This is a genomic window from Stutzerimonas stutzeri, assembly GCF_000590475.1.
In the GTDB taxonomy this organism is placed as follows: Bacteria; Pseudomonadota; Gammaproteobacteria; order Pseudomonadales; family Pseudomonadaceae; genus Stutzerimonas; species Stutzerimonas stutzeri_D.
This window is the reverse complement of sequence record NZ_CP007441.1, coordinates 3591671-3615419: the sequence shown is the minus strand read 5'-3', so window position 1 is coordinate 3615419 and position 23749 is coordinate 3591671. Positions and strand designations below refer to the sequence as shown.

At 57.5% G+C, this 23749-nt stretch carries 17 protein-coding genes, 2 tRNA genes, 2 rRNA genes and 1 pseudogene; 15 read left to right on the top strand and 7 right to left on the bottom strand.

Features of this window, described 5'->3' with window-relative positions:
• Window positions 1-30 precede the first annotated feature (30 nt).
• A complete protein-coding gene (locus tag CH92_RS16405) occupies window positions 31-1812 on the bottom strand; it encodes a protein-disulfide reductase DsbD (RefSeq protein ID WP_025242851.1) in 1782 nt (593 codons plus the stop codon).
• Window positions 1813-1883: 71 nt separating this feature from the next.
• Window positions 1884-2207 (bottom strand): Rieske (2Fe-2S) protein, encoded by a 324-nt coding sequence (locus tag CH92_RS16400; RefSeq protein ID WP_025242850.1) that lies wholly within the window; start codon window positions 2205-2207, stop codon window positions 1884-1886.
• Between the two features lie 349 nt (window positions 2208-2556).
• Between CH92_RS16400 and CH92_RS22505 the strand changes: the two are divergent.
• Both CH92_RS22505 and CH92_RS16390 read left to right on the top strand, forming a co-directional pair.
• Window positions 2557-2922: pseudogene (locus CH92_RS22505) on the top strand (heme ABC transporter ATP-binding protein); the annotation flags it as partial.
• A gap of 18 nt (window positions 2923-2940) precedes the next feature.
• Complete coding sequence (locus CH92_RS16390; RefSeq protein ID WP_025242849.1) at window positions 2941-3837, top strand: ChaN family lipoprotein; 897 nt, start codon at window positions 2941-2943, stop codon at window positions 3835-3837.
• A gap of 279 nt (window positions 3838-4116) precedes the next feature.
• Here CH92_RS16390 and CH92_RS16385 read toward each other — a convergent pair whose 3' ends face one another.
• The 4 genes from CH92_RS16385 to CH92_RS16370 form a co-directional block, all read right to left on the bottom strand.
• Entirely contained in the window at window positions 4117-4914 is a 798-nt protein-coding gene (locus CH92_RS16385; RefSeq protein WP_025242848.1) for a cyclic nucleotide-binding domain-containing protein, read from the bottom strand.
• Between the two features lie 105 nt (window positions 4915-5019).
• Window positions 5020-5292 carry a TfoX/Sxy family protein gene (locus tag CH92_RS16380; RefSeq protein WP_025242847.1) on the bottom strand — a complete coding sequence of 91 codons (273 nt, stop codon included), beginning with the start codon at window positions 5290-5292 and terminating at the stop codon, window positions 5020-5022.
• A gap of 8 nt (window positions 5293-5300) precedes the next feature.
• Complete coding sequence (locus CH92_RS16375) at window positions 5301-6053, bottom strand: class I SAM-dependent methyltransferase (protein ID WP_025242846.1); 753 nt, start codon at window positions 6051-6053, stop codon at window positions 5301-5303.
• 155 nt (window positions 6054-6208) lie between these two features.
• Entirely contained in the window at window positions 6209-7771 is a 1563-nt protein-coding gene (locus tag CH92_RS16370; RefSeq protein WP_025242845.1) for an AAA family ATPase, read from the bottom strand.
• 156 nt (window positions 7772-7927) lie between these two features.
• On the opposite strand from CH92_RS16370, the gene mrcB reads away from it, so the two are divergent.
• From mrcB to CH92_RS16355, 3 genes are read left to right on the top strand one after another with little or no spacing between them, the layout of a single operon-like run.
• Window positions 7928-10240 carry a penicillin-binding protein 1B gene (mrcB, locus tag CH92_RS16365; protein ID WP_025242844.1) on the top strand — a complete coding sequence of 771 codons (2313 nt, stop codon included), beginning with the start codon at window positions 7928-7930 and terminating at the stop codon, window positions 10238-10240.
• A 53-nt stretch (window positions 10241-10293) separates the two neighbouring features.
• On the top strand, window positions 10294-10998 hold the full coding sequence (locus CH92_RS16360) for a tetratricopeptide repeat protein (protein ID WP_025242843.1): 705 nt from the start codon (window positions 10294-10296) through the stop codon (window positions 10996-10998).
• Window positions 10998-11330, top strand: coding sequence for a YqcC family protein (locus CH92_RS16355; protein WP_025242842.1), 333 nt, complete (start codon window positions 10998-11000; stop codon window positions 11328-11330). The genes CH92_RS16360 and CH92_RS16355 overlap by 1 nt, the downstream gene beginning before the upstream one ends.
• A 39-nt stretch (window positions 11331-11369) precedes the next feature.
• Here the strand turns inward: CH92_RS16355 and CH92_RS16350 are convergent, their stop codons facing one another.
• Window positions 11370-11810, bottom strand: a complete 441-nt coding sequence (locus tag CH92_RS16350) for a DUF4124 domain-containing protein (protein WP_025242841.1) — start codon at window positions 11808-11810, stop codon at window positions 11370-11372.
• 401 nt (window positions 11811-12211) lie between these two features.
• Between CH92_RS16350 and CH92_RS16345 the strand changes: the two genes are divergently transcribed.
• From CH92_RS16345 to CH92_RS16300, 10 genes are all read left to right on the top strand, one after another.
• Window positions 12212-13936 carry an acetolactate synthase 3 large subunit gene (locus CH92_RS16345; protein WP_025242840.1) on the top strand — a complete coding sequence of 575 codons (1725 nt, stop codon included), beginning with the start codon at window positions 12212-12214 and terminating at the stop codon, window positions 13934-13936.
• Between the two features lie 2 nt (window positions 13937-13938).
• Window positions 13939-14430 (top strand): acetolactate synthase small subunit, encoded by a 492-nt coding sequence (gene ilvN / locus CH92_RS16340; RefSeq protein WP_025242839.1) that lies wholly within the window; start codon window positions 13939-13941, stop codon window positions 14428-14430.
• Between the two features lie 46 nt (window positions 14431-14476).
• Entirely contained in the window at window positions 14477-15493 is a 1017-nt protein-coding gene (gene ilvC / locus CH92_RS16335) for a ketol-acid reductoisomerase (protein ID WP_025242838.1), read from the top strand.
• A gap of 149 nt (window positions 15494-15642) precedes the next feature.
• Window positions 15643-16476, top strand: coding sequence for a CDP-diacylglycerol--serine O-phosphatidyltransferase (gene pssA / locus CH92_RS16330; protein WP_025242837.1), 834 nt, complete (start codon window positions 15643-15645; stop codon window positions 16474-16476).
• A 57-nt stretch (window positions 16477-16533) separates the two neighbouring features.
• Window positions 16534-17544 carry a protein-methionine-sulfoxide reductase catalytic subunit MsrP gene (msrP, locus tag CH92_RS16325; RefSeq protein WP_025242836.1) on the top strand — a complete coding sequence of 337 codons (1011 nt, stop codon included), beginning with the start codon at window positions 16534-16536 and terminating at the stop codon, window positions 17542-17544.
• On the top strand, window positions 17544-18152 hold the full coding sequence (gene msrQ / locus CH92_RS16320) for a protein-methionine-sulfoxide reductase heme-binding subunit MsrQ (RefSeq protein ID WP_025242835.1): 609 nt from the start codon (window positions 17544-17546) through the stop codon (window positions 18150-18152). The genes msrP and msrQ overlap by 1 nt, the downstream gene beginning before the upstream one ends.
• 586 nt (window positions 18153-18738) lie before the next feature.
• Window positions 18739-20275: ribosomal RNA gene (locus CH92_RS16315) — 16S ribosomal RNA — on the top strand.
• A 91-nt stretch (window positions 20276-20366) separates the two neighbouring features.
• Window positions 20367-20443 (top strand) — tRNA-Ile (locus tag CH92_RS16310).
• Window positions 20444-20473: 30 nt separating this feature from the next.
• A tRNA-Ala gene (locus CH92_RS16305) sits at window positions 20474-20549 on the top strand.
• Window positions 20550-20802: 253 nt separating this feature from the next.
• A 23S ribosomal RNA gene (locus CH92_RS16300) occupies window positions 20803-23693 on the top strand.
• The 16S and 23S rRNA genes sit together here with 2 tRNA genes alongside, the layout of an rRNA operon.
• The last annotated feature ends 56 nt before the right edge of the window (window positions 23694-23749 follow it).

Below are 23749 nucleotides of genomic sequence, written 5' to 3'. Positions count from 1 at the left end.
ATGGCTGGAGATTGCCGCAAGGATCCCTTGCTAGAGAAGTGTCTCGGCGCGATTCAACCGTTCAGCGAACTGCCTTGCGTCGATTTCGCCGACGACACGTACTTCAGCCAGTTCCGTTCCGTCACGACCGAAGAACAGGATTGCAGGGGGGCCGAAAAGTTTGTAGCGGTCGAGTAGCGCGCGCTGTTCCGGATTGCTGTCGGTGATATCGAAGCGAATCAGGCGGTAGTCGGCCAGGCGGGGAACGATCTGCGGATCGGCGAATACCTCACGCTCGATCACTTTGCAGCTGATACACCAATCGGCGTACCAGTCGAGCATCAACGGTTGGCCGGCTGCACGCGCCGCGTCGAGCTGGAAGTCGAGCTCAGCAGGCGTGGAGACGGTGTGCCAGCCTTCGGTCGCGCGGGTCACGCTGCCATCGACAATCGAAGGCGTGCGTGGCAGCGGACGCAGAGGGTCGGAGCCGCCTTGCAACGCGCCGACCCAGGCGGCCAGTGCATAGACCAGTAACGCCAGGCCTAGCAGCTGAGCAAGTTTTTGCCACGGCGTCTTTGCGGAGAATTCCAGCGTACCGAGAAACACTGCTGTACCGGCTGCCAGCAAGCCCCACAGAGCCAGAGACATGGGGCCCGGCAAAACCCGCTCGAGCATCCACACCGCAACCGCCAGCAGCAGTACGCCAAAGGTGTTTCGCACTGAGACCATCCATGGACCACTCTTTGGTAGCAATGCACCGCCGCCAGTCGCAAACAGGATCAGTGGCGCGCCCATGCCGAGCCCGAGGGCGAACAGCTTCAAGCCGCCCCCCAGGGCGTCGCCGCTGGCACTGATGTACAGCAGCGCGCCTGCTAGAGGTGCGGAGACGCACGGCGAGACCAGCAAGCTGGACACGGCACCCAGCAGCGCGGCACCGATGAGCGAACCGCCTTTTGCATTGCCCGCGAGGCGATCGAGGCGGCGGGTCAGTAGCTGAGGCAAGCGCAATTCGAACAGGCCGAACATGGCCAAGGCAAACGCAACGAAGAAAAGCGCGAATGGGACGAGAATCCAAGGTGATTGCAAGCGTGCCTGCAAATTCAGCTCGGCACCGAACACGCCCATCAACGCGCCCAAGAGTGCGAAGCCGCCTGCCATCGGCAGTACGTAAGCCAGCGACAACAAGAAGCTACGCGCACCCCCGGTCTGTCCCCGCAGGACCACGCCGGACAGAATTGGCAGCATCGGTAACACGCAAGGGGTGAACGTCAGGCCCAGCCCGGCGAGAAAAAACAGCGCGACCGAGCGCCAGGACAATTCGGCAGCGTGATCGGTCGAGCTGTTGGAATCGACGAGTGCGGTGTTCGATGCGGACGTGTCGCCTATCTCAAGTGACTCCGTCTCCGGTGGGTAGCAGAGGCCCTTGTCGGCGCAACCCTGGTAGGTGACCTGTAGCGTAAAGGGAAGATCGTTGGGGTTCTGCACCGGCAGCTCGACATCGAGCACGCCGTAGAAGACCTCGACTTCGCCAAAATAGTCGTCTGTCTTCCGCTCCCCTGCTGGTAGCTTCGCCTCTCCGATGGTTACGCTGGCCTCATTGGTTTTGAATTGAAAGCGGTGCCGGTAAAGGTAATAGCCCTCCGCGGAGACGAAGCGAAGCTTGACCTGCTCAGGCGTTGCTTCCACCAGGCTCAGGCGGAAGGCCTCGCGTACTGGAAGAAAGTCTGCACTGTTGTTCAGTCCGCCCAGAGTGGAGCTGGGACGACTATCGAACAGGCCCGCGGTGGCAGGAAGGGCGAAGAGCAGGATCAGCAGACTCAGCAAACGGCGCATGGTCATCTCACATATAGCAGTGGCGTCATGATACCCAACGCGGCGGATCGTCGCTCGGGCGCAACGTCGCACTAGTCCGCGTTTTGCAACCAGATAATGCCGTCGCGTTCAACGCTCGGCAGCGCTCTCAGGGCTTGCCCGGCGCAGGGGCCGGCCACACATTCGCCGCTATCGATGAGAAACAGCGCGCCGTGAGTGGCGCATTGGATCAGGCTCCCGCTGCTGTCCAGAAACTGATCCGGAAGCCATTCCAGAGGAATGCCGCGGTGCGGGCAACGATTCTCGTAGAGATACAAGGTGCCCTCCTTGCGTACGGCGAGCAGGCGCTGGCCCTTTATTTCGATGCCCTTGCTCTGGCCTTCCGCAACATCGCTCATGGCACATAATCGAATCATATTCCCCCCTTGATCGAGCGGATTATCGCCGAGGTTTCCTTTTTGGCGTAGGGCATGGGCTGATATCGCTGGCGGACCGGTTGGCGGGCTTTTTCGTTGCATCGAACATCGGCTGGTGGCATTTCCATGAGCACGCTGGCTTGATCGGTGTTTTCCAGCACAGCCGTACTGGGCGCTGACTTAACAATCATTGGCGGCGAATTGGAGCGGCGTCCCGCTATTGTTTGAGCCCCATCTGTTGTCACTGAGCGCATTCATCGGCGCCTCAGTGACACCGCTGGCTCCGGGTGAGGTGCTCGGCGTGCTAGGCCCCGACGGAGCCGGTAAAAGCATCTTGCTGGGGCGCTGAGTGACGCTATCGGGAGCCGAACAGCAGCGCGTGTATCTGGCTCGGGTACTTGTGCAGTTGTGGCCGGGCAGCGCCAAGCAAGTATTGCATCTCGATGAGCCCGCGGCGATGCTCGATCCCTCGCATCAGCACAGCATCTTTTGATCGGTCCGGCAGTTCTTGAATCAGGGCGGCGTGATGCTGGTGAGCCTTCATGATCTGAATCTTGCGGCACGCTATTGGGATCGCCTGCTATTGCTTGCTGACGGCCGTCCCCGCCTGACCGGCACGCCGGAGCAAGTACTCCTGTGCCGAACCGCTGAAAAGCGTGTTCGGCCTCATGTAATGATTCAGCAATACCTGGACCGGGGACATTCGCTGGTCTTGCCCACTGAGGAATTGCCGATGCGATGTTTGCTACTTGTCACCGCGGTCCTGCTTGTTGCGTGTCAAACGGTGCCTCCACTCCCACAATGGCAAAGTTCAGAGGGGCTGGATCATCCTGATCTTGGCCAGATCATCGACCTTCGTCACAGGACGAGGATTTCGGCTCAGCAACTGATCAACGAGCTGGCCGACGCGGACGAAGTGCTGGTGGGCGAACGCCATGACAATCCCGACCATCATGCTCTGGAGCGTTGGCTTCTCGAGGCGCTGGCGCAGCGACGAGAGCAGGGCAGCCTGCTCCTCGAGATGCTCAATCCCGATCAGCAGGAAAAGGTGGACGGCGCGCAGGCTTCGATCAAGCGCGGGGAATGGCCAGCGGATCTCCCGGCTGCGCTGGAGTGGCAGCAGGGATGGGATTGGAGGCTGTATGCGCCGCTGGTCGAGTATGCGCTGGCACAGCCCTACCCATTGCTTTCGGCAAATCTCAATCGTGCCGAGATCAGAGACATCTATCGTCGCGTGCCGGTGATAACCGGTGCCGCGTCTGCGGAGTATGTACGCAGCGAGTTGTTGAAGCAGATTCGCGGTGCTCACTGCAACTTGCTGCCAGAGGCGCAACTGCCCGCAATGCTTGCCGTGCAGCAGCAACGTGACCGGCGAATGGCCGAGCGGCTGAATGCGGCGCCGAAGCCGGCGATATTAGTGGCAGGTGCTTTTCACGTGCGGCGTGACCTCGGGGTCCCCCTGTATCTGGCAGACCAGGGCGATACCCGCATCACCCGTGTGCTGATACTTGCGGAAGTGGAAGAGCCCCTGCAGGCGGAGCAAGCCGATTTCGTCTGGCTTACTCCAGCCCGGCTGCAAAGAGACTATTGCGCTGGGCTCCACGAAACGACCCAGCCGTTGCCCAAATAACGCGTAGGCGGAATGGAAAGCTGATGTGCTCGGTCACACGGCGTTTTTATACGGCCTGACCCGCTAGCCCTTTATGCGGTCAAAAAAAGACCCGGCAAGAGCCGGGTCAAAACCGTGATTAGCCTGATGAGGAGATAACCTGAAAGTCCGACTGCCTGGTCTTCCAGCTTACCAACTGATCTCGCGACCAGTGGTGCTAATAATAACAATTCTCATTCAGTCGTCAATAGCTGATCGTGAAATAAATTTCTTATCGCTCAAACATTGGCCTTGGCTGGGTTATGCGGAGAGGGGCAGGCGCAGCTGGGTGACTTCCTTGTTGAGCAGGTCGATGCGTCTGGCCATGCTTTCTATCAGGCTATGAGCGATTTTTGGATTGCTCTGCATCAGGCTGAGGAATTGGTCTTTGGGAATCAGCATGACGGTGCAGGCGGAGGTGGCGACAACGGTGGCGCTGCGCTTTTCCTGGGTGAATACGGCCATAGCGCCGAAGATTTCATCGCGCTGAACATCGCCGACTTTCTGTCCGTCAACAATCGCTTCGGCGTGCCCTTCAATGATGATGAAGACGTTGTCCGCGTCATCGCCTTGATGAATCAATTCTTCGCCTGCGGCGAAATGCTGGAATCCGGTGGTTGGATGAATTTCAGGTTGCTTCAGTCGTGCCAGCGCATCGGATAGCAGAGCCGTCTGGCCAATCAGGTACTGGGTAAAGAGTTCCTGGCGGCGTTGATCAATATGGATATGTTGGAATACTGCGCTGCGCGAATAGGGAATCAGGCGAATCGACTCGTCGCTGCGATAGCGACAGATCGGCAATTCGATGCCCTGGCGCAGCCCGAGGAGGTCCCCTTCCTGCATGTAGAACAATGGCTTTTCATCTACCAGCGCATGCAGCAGGCCGCTCTCGATGATGAACAGGTGCTGCTCGGGTAGCGCCGCTGTCAGATCATCGGAGCCTTTGATTTCGATAGGGGGAGCGGAAGGCGCCAAGCCTTCCAGGAGTTGCGCGGGGATCCCCTGCAGACGATTGATCAGCTGATCGGCGTAGGCCGGTTGTTCCCCGAGTAGATACATGACGGCAATCCTTGGACAAGCGAGCTCACAAAGGTAGAGCGATGCGCGCGCTCACAATAAGATTGCAGTGGGCTAGAGTAAATCACGCCACGCAGAGGTTGTGAGCTAGCTCTTGTCTCTGTGATCGCAACTTGCCAGATGCTGGTTCAGCTCGCTCTTGAGTGCATCTGGCAGTTCCTTCCAGTTGATGTCCCGCAGTGCGCCTTCAATGGCATACAACAGGACCCTCGATGCGCTGAATCCTCGCAACTTGACCGCCTGGTAAGCGCTGACCGCGCCGAGCCGGCGTAGGTCGTCGGCCGTGTGGATGCCGGAGGCGTGCAGCCATTGTGCGGATGTCTTGCCGAGATTTCTCAAGGCCAGCAACTCGTCGTGCATATTTGCTCCTATCGGCCCGGGTAGCCGGCGACAAAATGAAGCGGCCAGCAAATCTTGCGCTGACGTTCCGGGTCGCCCCATAACTGCGCAAGTTCGGGTTCCAACTGAGCTACCGGATCCCTGTCATGGGTTTGCTGCCATTGCTTGACGGCCGACCAGGTGCGTAGATAGCCGAGCAGTTGCGGGAGATCCCAGTGGACCTCGATGGCGAAGTCAGGGGGCTCAATCGTCTCGAACGGCGCCTGGATATCCCTATAGCCTGCATCGACGCTGGCACGGCCTCGTGGCCAATACCCTCGTAACGTTTCGCTGTGCAGACGGGAAATAACCTCATCCAGTGCGGGTTCGATGCAAAGCAGGCTGTAGCACCATGCGCAGAACAGGCCATTCGGGGCGAGCACTCGCTTCGCCTCGGCAAAGAATGCAGGGGTGGCGAACCAGTGCAGCGCCTGCGCGACGATCATCAGGTCGATTCGCCCCTCGCGCAGCGGCAGCCGCTCAGCCTGAGCTGCGAAACGTTGCGTGGATTGCCAGCCAGCGCTGCCATACAACTGATCAGTGCTGGCATCGCAGGCAAGAATACGGTCGAAACGCCCCAACAGCGGAAGCGTCGCCTGACCGCTGCCGGCGGCTACGTCGAGAGCACATCGAGTATGCACGCACTGCTCGGCGAGCCAGCTGAACAGGCAGTCCGGATAAGAAGGGCGGAATTGAGCGTAATCGTCGGAGCGAATCGAGAAGAGCCGGACGCTGTCACTCATGGTGATGCTCCGGCAAAACGAATGGCAGAACGCGATGCGACATGGTCAACTTCCATAGACAGACCTGTCGAAGTATAGAAGCACCGCCGGGTTCTGCCCTCGGCGGCGCTTGGGTACACCAGTCACACCCGGCGCAATCGCTTCGACCCCAGGTGTTAGAGCCCGGGTAAGCGTTGGCGAATGGCACTGACCAGCGCGTCGAGACTACCGGCCTCGGGTGTATCGATCTGCCGGTTGAGCAGTTGCTCGCTTTCGCTCAGCGGCTCGCGTGAGGCTTGCTGTGCCTTGATCACCGCCATGGTCGCGTCGGACGGGTCGCCGCCTTCGGCGCTTCGCTGGGCAAGCCACTGCCAAATGACGGCATCCGGCGCCTCGCAGGTCAGAATCATGAAAGGCACACCGGTCGACTCAGCGGCCTGCCAGGCTGCCTGGCGCTGTTGTTGCTTGAGGTAGGTAGCATCGATGACCACCGAAAAGCCGGCGTTCAATGCGGTCTCGGCCAGCGAGTGCAGTCGCCGATAGGTGGCGCCGCCAGCTTCGGCGCTGTAGATGCCAGAATCCAGTTCGGCTGCGAGGGCCTGTGGTTGCTCGCCATGCAATCGCTTGCGTTCAACATCCGAGCGCAGCCTGATCGCACCCAGGGCCTCGACCAGACGCAGCGCGACCCGGCTTTTGCCTACCGCCGATACGCCGTGGGTGATAGCGAGGAAGCGAGACGGGATGGCGCTGTAGCTTTCAGCCAGATTGGCGTAGCCACGATACTGACGCAGGATCACTCGGCGCTGCACCGCGTCTTCTTCCTGATGCAGTCGGAACAGGTTGACCTTGGCGCGAACCATTGCCCGATAGGCTTTGTAGAGGTTGAGCAGCTCGAGCGCGGCGTAGTCACCGGTGCGCTCCAGCCAGCCGTTAATAAAGCGCCGCGACTGACATTTTAGTTCGCGATCTTCCAGGTCCATCGCCAGGAAGGCCGTATCGCAGGCGATATCGATCAGGCGGAAGGGTTCGTTGAACTCGATGCAGTCGAACAGCACCACCTGGTCATCGATGAGCGTGGCGTTGCCCAGATGCAGGTCGCCGTGGCATTCGCGGATAAAGCCCTGCTGGGCGCGCTGTGCCAGTAGTGGCTGCAGACGGGCAATGCTCGTTTCGGTCCAGTCGAACAGCGCGTCGAGCTGCTGTAGATCGGCTTGCTCGGTCAGCAGCGGACGGATCTGCTCGAAGTTCTGTCGCATCGGCGCCACGATCGCCTCGGCACTGTTCAGCGGGTGCTCGGCCGGAGCCTGGGGGATGCTCAGGTGAAAGCGGGCGATTTGTTCAGCAAGGGCGTCGATATGGGCGTCGGTTAGCTCGCCGCGCGCTTGAACTTCGGCCATCAACTGTGTTTGTGGGAATTCACGCATTTGCAGCAGGTATTCGATCGGCTCGCCGCCACCGTCGATTACCGGAGCGTCAACACTGCCAGAAACCGGCAGCACGCGCAGGTACAGGTCCGGCGCCATGCGCTGATTCAGGCGCAGCTCCTCTTCGCAGAAGTGCTTACGATCCGCCAGTTCGGTGAAGTTGAGGAAGCCGAAGTCGACCGGCTTCTTCATCTTGTAGGCGTAGGGTCCGGTGAGGATGACCCAGGATATGTGGGTCTCGATGACCCTGAAACCGTCGACCGGGTGGGGATAGAGGGCCGGATTTTGCAACGCGGCGATCAATGCTTGGCTCACGGTCATTCCTTGCAGTTATTGGGCGGGGGGATGTGAGCCAATCGGGACGCGGATCACATACTCGGAAAGCGCTTCATTATGTCTTTCTGAGCATGGCCTGCAAACCCGCCAAGAGGCCGTCTTCCGAGCAAATCAAAGTGCGTATAATGCGCCGCCATGACTAAAGCACGCTCCTCTCGTTCCCGCTCCAAGCGCCGTTCCGGTGGCTCCCGTCCCTGGCTGGGTTGGGTGGTCAAACTATCCATTGTGGCCCTCGTGGTATTAGCCGGGGTGGCCGTTTACCTCGACGCCGTGGTGCAGGAGAAGTTTTCCGGCAAGCGCTGGACTATTCCCGCTACGGTTTATGCGCGCCCCCTTGAGCTGTTCGTTGGGCAGAAGCTCGCGAAGGAGGATTTCCTGACTGAGCTCGACGCGCTGGGTTATCGCCGCGAAAAAGCTGTCAATGGTCCTGGCAGCATGTCGGTGGCCGCCAACGCTGTAGAGATGTATACCCGCGGGTTCCGGTTTTACGAAGGGGCCGAAGAGTCGCAGCGCATTCGGGTGCGTTTTTCCGGCGATTTCGTCGCCGGTCTGACGCGGGCCGATGGTGGCGAACTTCCGGTGGCGCGTTTGGAGCCCGTCATCATCGGCGGGCTGTATCCCGCGCACAACGAGGACCGAATTCTCATCAGGCTCGACCAGGCGCCGCCTTATCTTGCCGAAACGCTGGTTGCGGTTGAGGACAGGGAATTTTTCGATCACTTCGGTGTGTCGCCCAAGTCCATCGCACGGGCTGTCTGGGTCAATCTGACCGCCGGCGAAGTGCGTCAGGGTGGAAGCACACTGACCCAGCAGCTGGTCAAGAATTTCTATTTGACCAATGAGCGCAGCCTCAGTCGCAAAGCCACCGAGGCGATGATGGCAGTGCTACTGGAGTTGCATTACGACAAGAAGGAAATTCTCGAGGCCTACCTCAATGAGGTGTTTCTCGGGCAAGACGGTCGCCGGTCCATTCATGGGTTCGGCTTGGCCAGTCAATATTTCTTCGGTCGTCCGCTCGCCGAATTGAAAGTGCAGCACATCGCGCTGCTGGTCGGCATGGTAAAGGGGCCCACCTACTACAACCCGCGACGTCATCCGGAACGAGCATTGGAGCGTCGAAATCTTGTACTCGACCTCTTGGCGGAGCAGCAGGTCTTGACGCCCGAAGAGGCAGCTGCGGCACGGCAGACTCCGCTTGGGGTCACGCAGCGGGGCAGCCTTGCCGACAGCTCTTATCCGGCCTTCCTTGATCTGGTTAAACGCCAGCTGCGCGAGGATTACCGCGACGAGGATTTGACCGAGGAAGGTTTGAGGGTCTTCACCAGCTTTGATCCGATCCTCCAACGCAAGGCCGAACAGGCCATGACGGAAACGCTGAAGCGACTTGGCAAGGCGGCGGAGGGTGTCGAGGGGGCGATGCTGGTCACCAATCCAGAAACCGGAGAGCTTCAGGCGATGCTCGGTAGTCGTCGACCGGGCTTTGCCGGGTTCAACCGGGCACTGGATGCTTCGCGACCCATCGGGTCGCTGATCAAACCGGCCATCTATCTCGCGGCGCTGGAAAAGCCTAGCCAGTACACCCTGACCAGTCTGTTGGACGATGAACCGTTCTCGGTCAAAGGTGCCGATGGCCAGGTATGGAAACCGCAGAATTATGGGCGCACCGCGCACGGTACGGTTTATCTCTATCAGGCGCTGGCCAATTCTTACAATCTGTCCACCGCGCGCTTGGGCCTGGATCTCGGGGTCCCGCATGTGCTGAAAACCCTAGAGCGATTGGGGGCTTCGCCGCAGTGGCCGGCTTATCCCTCAATGCTGCTGGGGGCGGGTGGTCTGCGGCCGATCGAAGTCGCCGGCATATACCAGACGCTCGCTAATGGCGGTTTCAATACGCCGCTGCGCGGTATTCGCAGCGTTGTGGCTGCTGACGGTGAGCCGCTCAGTCGCTATCCGTTCAAGATCGAGCAGCGTTTCGATGCTGGCGCGATCTACCTGACTCAGTACGCCATGCGGCGTGTCATGCTCGAAGGTACGGGTCGCTCAGCCTACAATTACGTGCCGAAATCGTTGGCGCTGGCGGGCAAGACCGGTACCACCAACGACTCACGCGATAGCTGGTTCGCCGGGTTCAGTCAGGACCTGTTGGCAGTGGTTTGGCTGGGTCGTGACGATAACGGTAAGACGTCGCTGACCGGTGCGACTGGAGCATTGCAGATTTGGGCGGATTTCATGCGCCGAGCCGATCCATTGCCACTACAAATGCAACTGCCCGAGAATGTCGAGCTTGCCTGGGTGGATGCGCAAACTGGGCAAGGGACGTTGGAAAATTGCCCTGACGCCGTGCAGATTCCCTACATTCGCGGCAGCGAGCCCGCGCCGGGACCCGGTTGCGGTATCCGGGCGCCAGCTGAGTCGGTCATGGATTGGGTTCGCGGTTGGCTGCCCTGAGTGTTCTCAGCTGAATGGAATTTCAAGAGGTTCGAATTTTGAGCAAGCAATGGATGATGGTTGTGGCGATCGCTGCGCTGGTGCAGGGGTGTGCAACGGTAAAGCGAGGGGCGATACCCGTCGTCGATTCGGGTGCGCCGGTGTCCGAGGAGGTCTCGGCGCGGCAGCCTTATCGAGCTACTGGTCCTTCTCTTTCCACCGCGCAGCCTGCACAAGATGCAAGCGTCATGGTCATGGTGCCGCAGCAGAATTCGGAGCCATTACAGACCTTCGCAGCGCCGGATGCTGCGTTCTCCGGGACTTCGGATCCGGTGCCGGGCGCGCCTGGGCAGTGGAGTGCTCCTCAACCGGCTCCAGCGCCGGCATCAGCACCAAGCCAGTCCATGCCGAGCGGCATTCCGTCGAATAGCGGAACGCTGTCGGCTGACGAGCGGCTTGATGGGCCGGTATTGGCGTTACTCACTACGGCTCAACAACAACAAGGCGGAGGCGACCTGAACGGTGCGGCGTCCAGTCTTGAACGCGCCCAGCGGATTGCGCCTCGGGAGCCCCAGGTGCTTTATCGCCTGGCCCAGGTGCGCCTGGCTCAAGGCGATGCCGTGCAGGCCGAGCAGCTATCTCGCCGAGGTTTGAGTTATGCCAGCGGCCGTCCTGCGCTGCAAGCGAGTCTGTGGGAGCTGATCGCTCAAGCGCGTGAGCGCCAGGGTAATGCAGCGGGCGCTGCACAGGCTCGCGAGCGGGCCAAGGTGGCTATGTGATGGACTGTCGCATCGCCGAGTTGGCTGACCAGTTATTGCTTATAGAACGTGAGTTGCGGGTGCATGACCTATGGGCTTCGTCGCCTCCGGATGCTCAGGCGCTCGCCAGCCAAGAGCCGTTCTGCGTCGATACGCTATCGTTCGAGCAGTGGCTACAATGGATTTTTCTGCCGCGGATGAAGACCATCCTGGAGCGCGGCGAGGCGCTTCCCACCGTTTCCGGTATTCTGGCGATGGCCGAGGTGGTCTATCGGGGGCGGTCACAGCAAATGGCCGGTCTGCTGCGGGCGCTGGAAACCTTCGATGTGCTGATCAGCCGCGGCGAAGAGTAATGCACGCCTGCCGGGAGGCTGACGTTGAATCCGTTTCCCTCAGTCGCAGGTGTCAGTGATTTTCTGTTGGGTCTCGCTGATGCGCGCCTGACGTTCTTCTTCGTTTAGCCGGCGCATTTCACCTTTCTCTTCCATGCGCACTCGTGGATTGTTCTGCAGTTGCGCCAGATTGGTCCGCAGCGTCGTACAGTAGCGTTGCCGTTCTGTTTCCTGCTCAGCCACCTGTTGCTTCACCTGGCGATCAATCTTGCGTTGTTCGGATTCTCCCGACGGCTCGGGCTCTTCAGGCGTTGCTGTCGTTGCTGCGGCAGGCCTGGGTGGTGGAGTCGCGGTATTGAGCGTTTCGACGGATTGGCCCTGTGGCGGCTGAGCGCCGAAATGGGTAACACCTTGGGCATCCACCCACTTGTAAACCTGGCTGGCCATGACACTGCTGCTCAATGCAAGCAGCAGACCGCCCGCGAGAATCGTCAAACGCATGCTAATCCCTTCTATGGATGCAGAACCAAGCCATTACTATACGCAAAAGCTGAGCAACTCCATTCTGCGCTGGATCACAGCTGAAACAGCCGGAAGACCAACAGTGGGCTTGACTTGGCCGAGTCTAATCCGAACAATTCCATGCTTGCTGTTCTGATCGACCGGTTAAACGATCCGTTCAGTCATTCATGAGGTGCACACCCGCGCCGACTTGTAACACCCGCAACGCGTTACCTCGCGCTGGGAGGAGCGCCCCGCAACACTTTGGGGCTTTCCTAGTACTTGCTAGTCAGCAGCTGACGTAGTCGGCGATCACCGTCGCCCATGCGCTGTCTCGCAGTAAACCTATTTCTGGCCGGTCCGACGCGGAGCGGCTATCTGGCGTTTTAGAGGTGAACAACGTGGAACTTTTATCCGGCGCTGAAATGGTCGTCCGCTTCTTGCGTGACGAAGGCGTTAAGTACATCTACGGTTATCCGGGCGGCGCCTTGCTGCACATCTATGATGCGCTGTTCAAGGAAAAGGAAGTCACGCACATCCTCGTTCGCCATGAGCAAGCCGCTACTCACATGGCAGACGGCTATGCGCGCGCTACCGGCAAGGCGGGTGTTGTCCTGGTGACCTCCGGTCCGGGCGCAACCAATGCCATCACCGGCATCGCTACCGCCTACATGGACTCGATTCCAATGGTAGTGATCTCCGGTCAGGTCGCCAGCAACATGGTCGGCACCGACGCCTTCCAGGAAACTGACATGATCGGCATCTCCCGACCGATCGTTAAGCACAGCTTCATGATCAAGCATCCTTCGGAGATTCCCGAAGTGATGAAGAAGGCGTTTTACCTGGCTCAGTCTGGCCGCCCTGGCCCGGTTGTCGTTGACATTCCGAAGGACATGACCAATCCCGCCGATAAGTTCGAATACGTCTATCCGAAAAAGGCCAAGCTGCGCTCCTACAGCCCAGCGGTACGCGGCCATTCGGGACAGATCCGCAAAGCAGCGGAATTGCTGTTGGCGGCCAAGCGCCCGATCATCTACGCCGGTGGTGGTGTGGTCATGGGGGGCGCATCGCCACAGCTCACCGAGCTGGCGAAAATGCTCAACCTGCCGGTGACGAACACGCTGATGGGGCTCGGCTGCTATCCGGGCAGTGATCGTCAGTTCGTCGGCATGCTCGGCATGCATGGTAGCTACACCGCGAACCTGGCGATGCATCATTCCGATGTGATTCTGGCGGTGGGCGCGCGCTTCGATGATCGAGTGATCAATGGGGCAACTAAGTTCTGCCCGAATGCCAAGATCATCCATATCGATATCGATCCGGCCTCGATTTCCAAGACCATCAAAGCTGACATCCCGATTGTTGGCCCGGTGGATAGCGTCCTCACAGAGATGGTTGCGATCGTCAAGGAGATCGGTCAGACGCCAAACGCCGATACCGTTGCCAGCTGGTGGAAGCAGATCGAGGAGTGGCGCGGCAACCGCGGCCTGTTCCCTTATGACAAGGGCGACGGCACCATCATCAAGCCGCAGGCAGTCATCGAAACCCTTTGCGACGTGACCAACGGCGAGGCTTACGTCGCCTCAGATGTTGGCCAGCATCAGATGTTCGCAGCGCAGTATTACCGATACGACAAACCCAACCGCTGGCTCAACTCAGGCGGTCTCGGCACGATGGGGTTCGGCTTTCCTGCTGCCATGGGTGCCAAGCTCAACTTCCCCGAGGCTGATGTTGCTTGCGTAACTGGTGAAGGCAGCATCCAGATGAACATCCAGGAGCTGTCGACCTGCCTGCAGTACGACCTGCCGGTCAAGATCATCAATCTCAACAACGGTGCGCTGGGAATGGTCCGCCAGTGGCAGGACATGATGTATGACAGCCGCTACTCGCATTCCTACATGGAGTCCTTGCCTGACTTCGTCAAGCTGGTCGAGGCCTATGGGCATGTGGGAATGCGCATCACCGACCTGAAAGATCTCAAGCCGAAGATGGAAGAGGCGTTCGCCATGAAGGATCGCCTGGTCTTCCTCGATATCGCCGTCGATACCAGCGAGCACGTATATCCGATGCAGATCAAAGACGGCGCGATGCGCGACATGTGGCTCAGCAAGACGGAGCGGACCTGATCATGAGACACATCATTTCCCTGCTGATGGAAAACGAACCAGGTGCCCTGTCCCGTGTGGTTGGTCTGTTCTCCCAGCGCAACTACAACATCGAAAGCCTGACCGTCGCACCGACCGAAGATCCGACCCTGTCGCGCCTGACGCTGACCACCGTTGGCCACGAGGAGGTGATCGAGCAGATCACCAAGAATCTCAACAAGCTGATCGAGGTGGTCAAGCTGGTGGATCTGTCGGAAAGCGCGCACATCGAGCGCGAGCTGATGCTGATAAAGGTGAAGGCCACCGGGGCGCAGCGCGCGGAGGTCAAGCGCACCACGGACATCTTCCGAGGCCAGATCGTCGATGTGACGGCCAACGTGTACACCATCCAGTTGGCCGGTACGACCGACAAGCTGGACAGTTTCATCCAGGCCGTCGGTACCGCGTCGATCCTGGAAGTCGTGCGCAGCGGTGTCACCGGAATTTCCCGTGGCGACAAAGTGCTGAGCATCTGAACCTATTTAATGAATGGCCCGAGCGGCCAGTAACAGGGGTAATTCCATGAAAGTTTTCTACGATAAAGATTGCGACCTCTCCATCATCCAGGGCAAAAAGGTTGCGGTCATTGGCTACGGCTCCCAGGGCCATGCTCACGCTTGCAACCTGAAGGATTCCGGCGTCGACGTGACTGTCGGTCTGCGCGCAGGCTCCCCGTCGGTGGCTAAGGCCGAAGCCCACGGCCTGAAGGTCGATAACGTTGCTGCTGCCGTTGCTGCTGCCGATGTGGTGATGATCCTCACCCCCGATGAATTCCAGGGCAGCCTGTATCGTGACGAGATCGAGCCGAACCTGAAGAAGGGCGCCACCCTGGCGTTCGCTCATGGCTTCTCGATCCATTACAACCAAGTCGTGCCGCGTGCTGATCTCGACGTGATCATGATCGCGCCGAAGGCTCCAGGCCACACCGTACGCTCCGAGTTCGTCAAAGGTGGCGGCATCCCCGACCTGATCGCCATTTACCAGGATGCATCGGGTAACGCCAAGAACGTCGCGCTTTCTTACGCCTCGGGTGTCGGCGGTGGCCGTACCGGGATCATCGAAACCACCTTCAAGGATGAGACCGAAACTGACCTGTTCGGCGAGCAGGCCGTTCTGTGTGGTGGTTGCGTGGAGTTGGTCAAAGCCGGTTTCGAAACGCTGGTCGAAGCAGGCTACGCGCCGGAAATGGCTTACTTCGAGTGCCTGCACGAGCTGAAGTTGATCGTCGACCTGATGTTCGAAGGCGGCATCGCCAACATGAACTACTCGATCTCCAACAACGCCGAGTACGGTGAGTACGTGACTGGCCCGGAGATCATCAACGCTGAATCTCGCGCCGCAATGCGCAATGCACTCAAGCGTATTCAGGACGGCGAGTACGCCAAGATGTTCATCACCGAAGGCGCTTCCAACTATCCATCGATGACGGCCTATCGCCGCAACGATGCCGCTCACGGCATCGAAGTGGTCGGTGAGAAGCTGCGTTCCATGATGCCTTGGATCGCTGCTAACAAGATCGTGGACAAGAGCAAGAACTGATATAGGTTCTGCTAAAAAAAACGCGGCCTCGGCCGCGTTTTTTCGTTAGGTCTGTCCGCTTCTGGTATAAACCGCTGCTGACGCCTGGCTGAACCCGTGGTGCCAGGGTCTGTCGAAATTATTCACACCTGCTGTAAGGTAAGAGCCGAATGAGTGAGCATCCTGAAGAGCCGAACAAGCCAGTCGAGCCGGAGAGCTTGCTGCCGATTGATGAGCATGTCGAAGAAATCCAGGATTCCGAAGGGCGCAAAGTGCGCCATCGCGGCATCTATTTGCTCCCAAACCTGTTCACCACTGCCAATTTGTTCGCCGGCTTTTTTTGCATCATTACGGCGATCAACGGTAATTTTTACGTCGCCGCCGCCACGGTGTTCGTGGCGATGGTGCTGGACAGCCTAGATGGCCGGGTTGCGCGCCTGACCAATACCCAGAGTGCTTTCGGTGCCGAGTACGACTCGCTGTCCGACATGGTCGCCTTCGGTCTGGCGCCTGCGGTGCTAGCCTACGAGTGGGCGTTATCGGGGCTGGGCAACGTAGGTCTCACCGTCGCGTTCATTTACGTGGCCTGCGCCGCGCTGCGTCTTGCGCGCTTCAATACGCAGATCGGTAAAGTCGACAAGCGCTGGTTTATCGGTCTAGCCAGCCCGGCGGCCGCCGGTGTGGTCGCCGGCTCGGTGTGGGCGGTGTGGGCGTTAGACGAGCCCGGCATCCGCGGGGTGGATTTGCCAATCGCCGTGGTAATGCTGTTTGCGTTGCTGGTCGCGGTGGCCGGCTTGCTGATGGTCAGTAATATCAAGTACTACAGCTTCAAGGATCTCGATCTCAAAGGCCGGGTGCCCTTCGTAGCGATCTTGGTAGTGGTGCTGGTCTTCGCGGTCGTGTTCAGCGATCCGCCGCGCATTCTGTTGTTGATCTTCCTTGCGTATGCCGTGTCCGGGCCAGTGCAGTTTTTGATGCGTCGCCGCAAGCGCGCCGAAAGTTGATTTCTTGGGTGATCCGCTGTCTATTGAAGGCCCAGCCATTAGGCAGCGGAGCACATCATGTTTATCAAGATCCCTCGTCGCAGCGACTGCCGTGAATCCGAGGTAACTCCTGAATCCCTCTATCTGAATCGCCGGCAAATGCTGCAAGGCGCTGCATTGTCTGTTGCCGTTACCGGCTTTCCACCGTTGGCGTTTGCAGCAGGCGGGCGCTACGAGGGTGTCGACGCTGCCGATGCACCTACGTGGTTCGATGACAAGCTCGGCGACACGAACTGGGAGGCATCCGTTGTGGAAGGGGAGTCCATCACCCCCTATCGCGATGCTACGCACTACAACAACTTCTATGAATTCGGCCCGGACAAAGGGGACCCAGCGGCTCATGCCCCCGAGCTCGTGACCGAGCCCTGGACAATCGTGGTTGATGGTGAAGTGGCGAACCCACGGACCTACTCCGTCGAAGATCTGTTTGCGACGCCCCGGCTTGAGGAGCGTATCTATCGCTTGCGCTGCGTCGAGGCGTGGTCGATGGTCATTCCCTGGTTGGGCTTTCCTTTAGCTGAGCTGATCCGGCGACTGGAACCAACCTCAAATGCGAAGTTCGTACGCTTCGAGACTTTGTCTCGACCCGGCCAAATGCCAGGTATGCGTACTGGCTTTTCTCTGATCGACTGGCCCTATGTTGAGGGCTTGCGGATGGACGAAGCGACGCATCCACTGGCTTTGATGGCCGTCGGTATGTATGGCCGGGTGCTGCCAAACCAGAACGGTGCGCCTCTTCGCTTGATCGTCCCGTGGAAGTATGGGTTCAAAAGCATCAAGTCCATCGTGCGCATCAGCTTCGTTCGAGAACAGCCAGCAACTACCTGGCAGACCATGGCGCCTCAAGAGTACGGTTTCTACGCCAACGTCAATCCCGACGTATCCCATCCTCGGTGGTCCCAGGCGAGGGAGCGACGCCTGCCTGGCAGCCTGTTTAGCCCCAACGTCAGACCGACGCTTCCATTCAATGGTTACGCCGAGGAAGTTTCGAGCCTGTATGCCGGAATGGATTTGAGTGAGGACTATTGATGCGCTACCCATGGTGGCGACTGTTGTTGTTTCTAGCCGCCGCGAGCGTGCCGTGCTACTGGCTGTACCTGGGCGCTACTGCTGCGCTGGGACCCGACCCTGGCAAAGTGCTGGTGGATAACCTTGGGCAGGGCGCATTGGTTTTGCTGTTGTGCTCGCTCACTATGACCCCATTGCAGCGGTTAACCCATTGGTCAGGTTGGATTGCGTTCCGCCGCCAGTTGGGATTGTGGTCGTTCGCTTATGCACTCTTGCATCTCTCGGCCTATCTCTATTTCTTGCTAGGCCTCGATTTCACGGGCTTTATGGATGAGCTTGTCGAGCGTCCCTATATCGCAGTGGGTGCGATTGCCTGGCTGGGGTTGTCGGCGCTGGCTGCGACATCTACGCGATGGAGCATGCGCAGGCTAGGCAAGCGCTGGAAGAAACTGCATCGGCTCGTTTATCCGATTGTCCTGATCGTACTGCTGCACATGCTGTGGGTCGTGCGGGCCGACGCTGGGCGATGGGCACTTTATGCCACGGTTGCTGCTGCCTTGCTGCTAGCGCGGTTGCCATTGGTAGAAAGGGAGCTCGCTAGCCGCGGCAAGGCAAGGCAAAGCGAGTGATCCATTGATTGAAACAAAACTGAAAACAACCGTTGACGTGAGATTCTGAGTGCCTATAATGCGCACCTTCTCCGGCGCAGGCTGTTGGCAAAACCTCTTGTAAATCAAGAAGTTAGCTAAATAAAAGGCTTGCACGGACGGCGAATTCGAGTAGAATGCGCCGGGCTGACAGGGTGGTGGTTGAGGCCTGTTGGCAGCTTCGGTCAGGTTGATCGGAAGCGGTGAAAGAGGTGGTTGACAGCGCTTTTGGACGCTGTATGATTCGCCTCCCGCTGACGAGAGACGCTAGGTTGATCGGAAGCGCAAGCGGTTGAGAAGAAAGAAAAACTTCTTCAAAAACAGCTTGACGAGACAAAAGGCTGCTGTAGAATGCGCGGCCTCGGTTGAGACGAAAGGCTTGATCGAAACGCTCTTTAACAACTGAATCAAGCAATTCGTGTGGGTGCTTGTGAGGTAAGACTGGTGGTCAGCAAGATTATCAGCATCACAAATACTCAACGAGAAATCATTGAGTGCTCTTCTTTTAGGAGAAGAGATTGCGATTGCTGAGCCAAGTTTAGGGTTTTCTCAAAACCCAAGCAGTATTGAACTGAAGAGTTTGATCATGGCTCAGATTGAACGCTGGCGGCAGGCCTAACACATGCAAGTCGAGCGGATGAAGGGAGCTTGCTTCCTGATTCAGCGGCGGACGGGTGAGTAATGCCTAGGAATCTGCCTGGTAGTGGGGGACAACGTTTCGAAAGGAACGCTAATACCGCATACGTCCTACGGGAGAAAGCAGGGGACCTTCGGGCCTTGCGCTATCAGATGAGCCTAGGTCGGATTAGCTAGTTGGTGAGGTAATGGCTCACCAAGGCGACGATCCGTAACTGGTCTGAGAGGATGATCAGTCACACTGGAACTGAGACACGGTCCAGACTCCTACGGGAGGCAGCAGTGGGGAATATTGGACAATGGGCGAAAGCCTGATCCAGCCATGCCGCGTGTGTGAAGAAGGTCTTCGGATTGTAAAGCACTTTAAGTTGGGAGGAAGGGCATTAACCTAATACGTTAGTGTTTTGACGTTACCGACAGAATAAGCACCGGCTAACTTCGTGCCAGCAGCCGCGGTAATACGAAGGGTGCAAGCGTTAATCGGAATTACTGGGCGTAAAGCGCGCGTAGGTGGTTTGTTAAGTTGGATGTGAAAGCCCCGGGCTCAACCTGGGAACTGCATCCAAAACTGGCAAGCTAGAGTATGGCAGAGGGTGGTGGAATTTCCTGTGTAGCGGTGAAATGCGTAGATATAGGAAGGAACACCAGTGGCGAAGGCGACCACCTGGGCTAATACTGACACTGAGGTGCGAAAGCGTGGGGAGCAAACAGGATTAGATACCCTGGTAGTCCACGCCGTAAACGATGTCGACTAGCCGTTGGGATCCTTGAGATCTTAGTGGCGCAGCTAACGCATTAAGTCGACCGCCTGGGGAGTACGGCCGCAAGGTTAAAACTCAAATGAATTGACGGGGGCCCGCACAAGCGGTGGAGCATGTGGTTTAATTCGAAGCAACGCGAAGAACCTTACCAGGCCTTGACATGCAGAGAACTTTCCAGAGATGGATGGGTGCCTTCGGGAACTCTGACACAGGTGCTGCATGGCTGTCGTCAGCTCGTGTCGTGAGATGTTGGGTTAAGTCCCGTAACGAGCGCAACCCTTGTCCTTAGTTACCAGCACGTTATGGTGGGCACTCTAAGGAGACTGCCGGTGACAAACCGGAGGAAGGTGGGGATGACGTCAAGTCATCATGGCCCTTACGGCCTGGGCTACACACGTGCTACAATGGTCGGTACAAAGGGTTGCCAAGCCGCGAGGTGGAGCTAATCCCATAAAACCGATCGTAGTCCGGATCGCAGTCTGCAACTCGACTGCGTGAAGTCGGAATCGCTAGTAATCGTGAATCAGAATGTCACGGTGAATACGTTCCCGGGCCTTGTACACACCGCCCGTCACACCATGGGAGTGGGTTGCTCCAGAAGTAGCTAGTCTAACCTTCGGGAGGACGGTTACCACGGAGTGATTCATGACTGGGGTGAAGTCGTAACAAGGTAGCCGTAGGGGAACCTGCGGCTGGATCACCTCCTTAATCGAAGACTTCAGCTTCTTCATAAGTTCCCACACGAATTGCTTGATTCACTAGCGAAAAGCGATTGGGTTTCGACCCGAGAGAGACGATTGGGTCTGTAGCTCAGTTGGTTAGAGCGCACCCCTGATAAGGGTGAGGTCGGCAGTTCGAATCTGCCCAGACCCACCAATTGTCATGGGATGTGGCCGATCTGTAGATGGGGCCATAGCTCAGCTGGGAGAGCGCCTGCTTTGCACGCAGGAGGTCAGCGGTTCGATCCCGCTTGGCTCCACCATTAACTCGATAATCGCTGAAAGCACAGAAATGAATCCGTTCCGGATGGAGCGTATTGATTTCTGGTCTTTGCGCCAGTAACTGTTCTTTAAAAATTTGGGTATGTGATAGAAGTAGATTTGGGTAATTACTTTCACTGGTAGTTATTCAAGTCAAGGTAAAATTTGCGAGTTGCTCGAAAGAGTGAAATGCGGATTTTCGGCGAATGTCGTCTTCACGTTATTAGACAGTAACCAGATTGCTTGGGGTTATATGGTCAAGTGAAGAAGCGCATACGGTGGATGCCTTGGCAGTCAGAGGCGATGAAAGACGTGGTAGCCTGCGAAAAGCTTCGGGGAGTCGGCAAGCAGACTGTGATCCGGAGATGTCTGAATGGGGGAACCCAGCCATCATAAGATGGTTATCACACACTGAATACATAGGTGTGTGAGGCGAACCAGGGGAACTGAAACATCTAAGTACCCTGAGGAAAAGAAATCAACCGAGATTCCCTTAGTAGTGGCGAGCGAACGGGGACTAGCCCTTAAGCTTCTTTGATTTTAGCGGAACGCTCTGGAAAGTGCGGCCATAGTGGGTGATAGCCCTGTACGCGAAAAGGTCTTAGAAGTGAAATCGAGTAGGACGGAGCACGAGAAACTTTGTCTGAATATGGGGGGACCATCCTCCAAGGCTAAATACTACTGACTGACCGATAGTGAACTAGTACCGTGAGGGAAAGGCGAAAAGAACCCCGGAGAGGGGAGTGAAATAGATCCTGAAACCGTATGCGTACAAGCAGTGGGAGCCTACTTTGTTAGGTGACTGCGTACCTTTTGTATAATGGGTCAGCGACTTATTTTCAGTGGCGAGCTTAACCGAATAGGGGAGGCGTAGCGAAAGCGAGTCTTAATAGGGCGTCTAGTCGCTGGGAATAGACCCGAAACCGGGCGATCTATCCATGGGCAGGTTGAAGGTTGGGTAACACTAACTGGAGGACCGAACCGACTACCGTTGAAAAGTTAGCGGATGACCTGTGGATCGGAGTGAAAGGCTAATCAAGCTCGGAGATAGCTGGTTCTCCTCGAAAGCTATTTAGGTAGCGCCTCGTGTATCACTGCTGGGGGTAGAGCACTGTTTCGGCTAGGGGGTCATCCCGACTTACCAAACCGATGCAAACTCCGAATACCAGCAAGTGTCAGCACGGGAGACACACGGCGGGTGCTAACGTCCGTCGTGAAAAGGGAAACAACCCAGACCGTCAGCTAAGGTCCCAAAATCCTGGTTAAGTGGGAAACGATGTGGGAAGGCTCAGACAGCTAGGAGGTTGGCTTAGAAGCAGCCACCCTTTAAAGAAAGCGTAATAGCTCACTAGTCGAGTCGGCCTGCGCGGAAGATGTAACGGGGCTCAAACCAGGTACCGAAGCTACGGGTTCAACGTAAGTTGAGCGGTAGAGGAGCGTTCTGTAAGCCTGTGAAGGTGAGTTGAGAAGCTTGCTGGAGGTATCAGAAGTGCGAATGCTGACATGAGTAACGACAATGCGAGTGAAAAACTCGCACGCCGAAAGACCAAGGGTTCCTGCGCAACGTTAATCGACGCAGGGTGAGTCGGTCCCTAAGGCGAGGCTGAAGAGCGTAGTCGATGGGAAACGGGTTAATATTCCCGTACTTCTAGTTACTGCGATGGGGGGACGGAGAAGGCTAGGCCAGCTTGGCGTTGGTTGTCCAAGTTTAAGGTGGTAGGCAGAGATCTTAGGTAAATCCGGGATCTTAATGCCGAGAACTGATGACGATCCTTCTTTTAGAAGGAGAAGTGGTTGATGCCATGCTTCCAGGAAAAGCCTCTAAGCTTCAGGTAACTAGGAACCGTACCCCAAACCGACACAGGTGGTTGGGTAGAGAATACCAAGGCGCTTGAGAGAACTCGGGTGAAGGAACTAGGCAAAATGGCACCGTAACTTCGGGAGAAGGTGCGCCGGTGAGGGTGAAGGGTTTACCCCGTAAGCTCATGCCGGTCGAAGATACCAGGCCGCTGCGACTGTTTATTAAAAACACAGCACTCTGCAAACACGAAAGTGGACGTATAGGGTGTGACGCCTGCCCGGTGCCGGAAGGTTAATTGATGGGGTTAGCGCAAGCGAAGCTCTTGATCGAAGCCCCGGTAAACGGCGGCCGTAACTATAACGGTCCTAAGGTAGCGAAATTCCTTGTCGGGTAAGTTCCGACCTGCACGAATGGCGTAACGATGGCGGCGCTGTCTCCACCCGAGACTCAGTGAAATTGAAATCGCTGTGAAGATGCAGTGTATCCGCGGCTAGACGGAAAGACCCCGTGAACCTTTACTATAGCTTTGCACTGGACTTTGAATTTGCTTGTGTAGGATAGGTGGGAGGCTTTGAAGCGTGGACGCCAGTTCGCGTGGAGCCAACCTTGAAATACCACCCTGGCAACTTTGAGGTTCTAACTCTGGTCCGTTATCCGGATCGAGGACAGTGTATGGTGGGTAGTTTGACTGGGGCGGTCTCCTCCTAAAGAGTAACGGAGGAGTACGAAGGTGCGCTCAGACCGGTCGGAAATCGGTCGTAGAGTATAAAGGCAAAAGCGCGCTTGACTGCGAGACAGACACGTCGAGCAGGTACGAAAGTAGGTCTTAGTGATCCGGTGGTTCTGTATGGAAGGGCCATCGCTCAACGGATAAAAGGTACTCCGGGGATAACAGGCTGATACCGCCCAAGAGTTCATATCGACGGCGGTGTTTGGCACCTCGATGTCGGCTCATCACATCCTGGGGCTGAAGCCGGTCCCAAGGGTATGGCTGTTCGCCATTTAAAGTGGTACGCGAGCTGGGTTTAGAACGTCGTGAGACAGTTCGGTCCCTATCTGCCGTGGACGTTTGAGATTTGAGAGGGGCTGCTCCTAGTACGAGAGGACCGGAGTGGACGAACCTCTGGTGTTCCGGTTGTCACGCCAGTGGCATTGCCGGGTAGCTATGTTCGGAAGAGATAACCGCTGAAAGCATCTAAGCGGGAAACTTGCCTCAAGATGAGATCTCACTGGAGCCTTGAGCTCCCTGAAGGGCCGTCGAAGACTACGACGTTGATAGGTGGGGTGTGTAAGCGCTGTGAGGCGTTGAGCTAACCCATACTAATTGCCCGTGAGGCTTGACCATATAACACCCAAACAATTTGATGTTTGCGTGTCAGACGGTTGAAGTCGACAAACAAA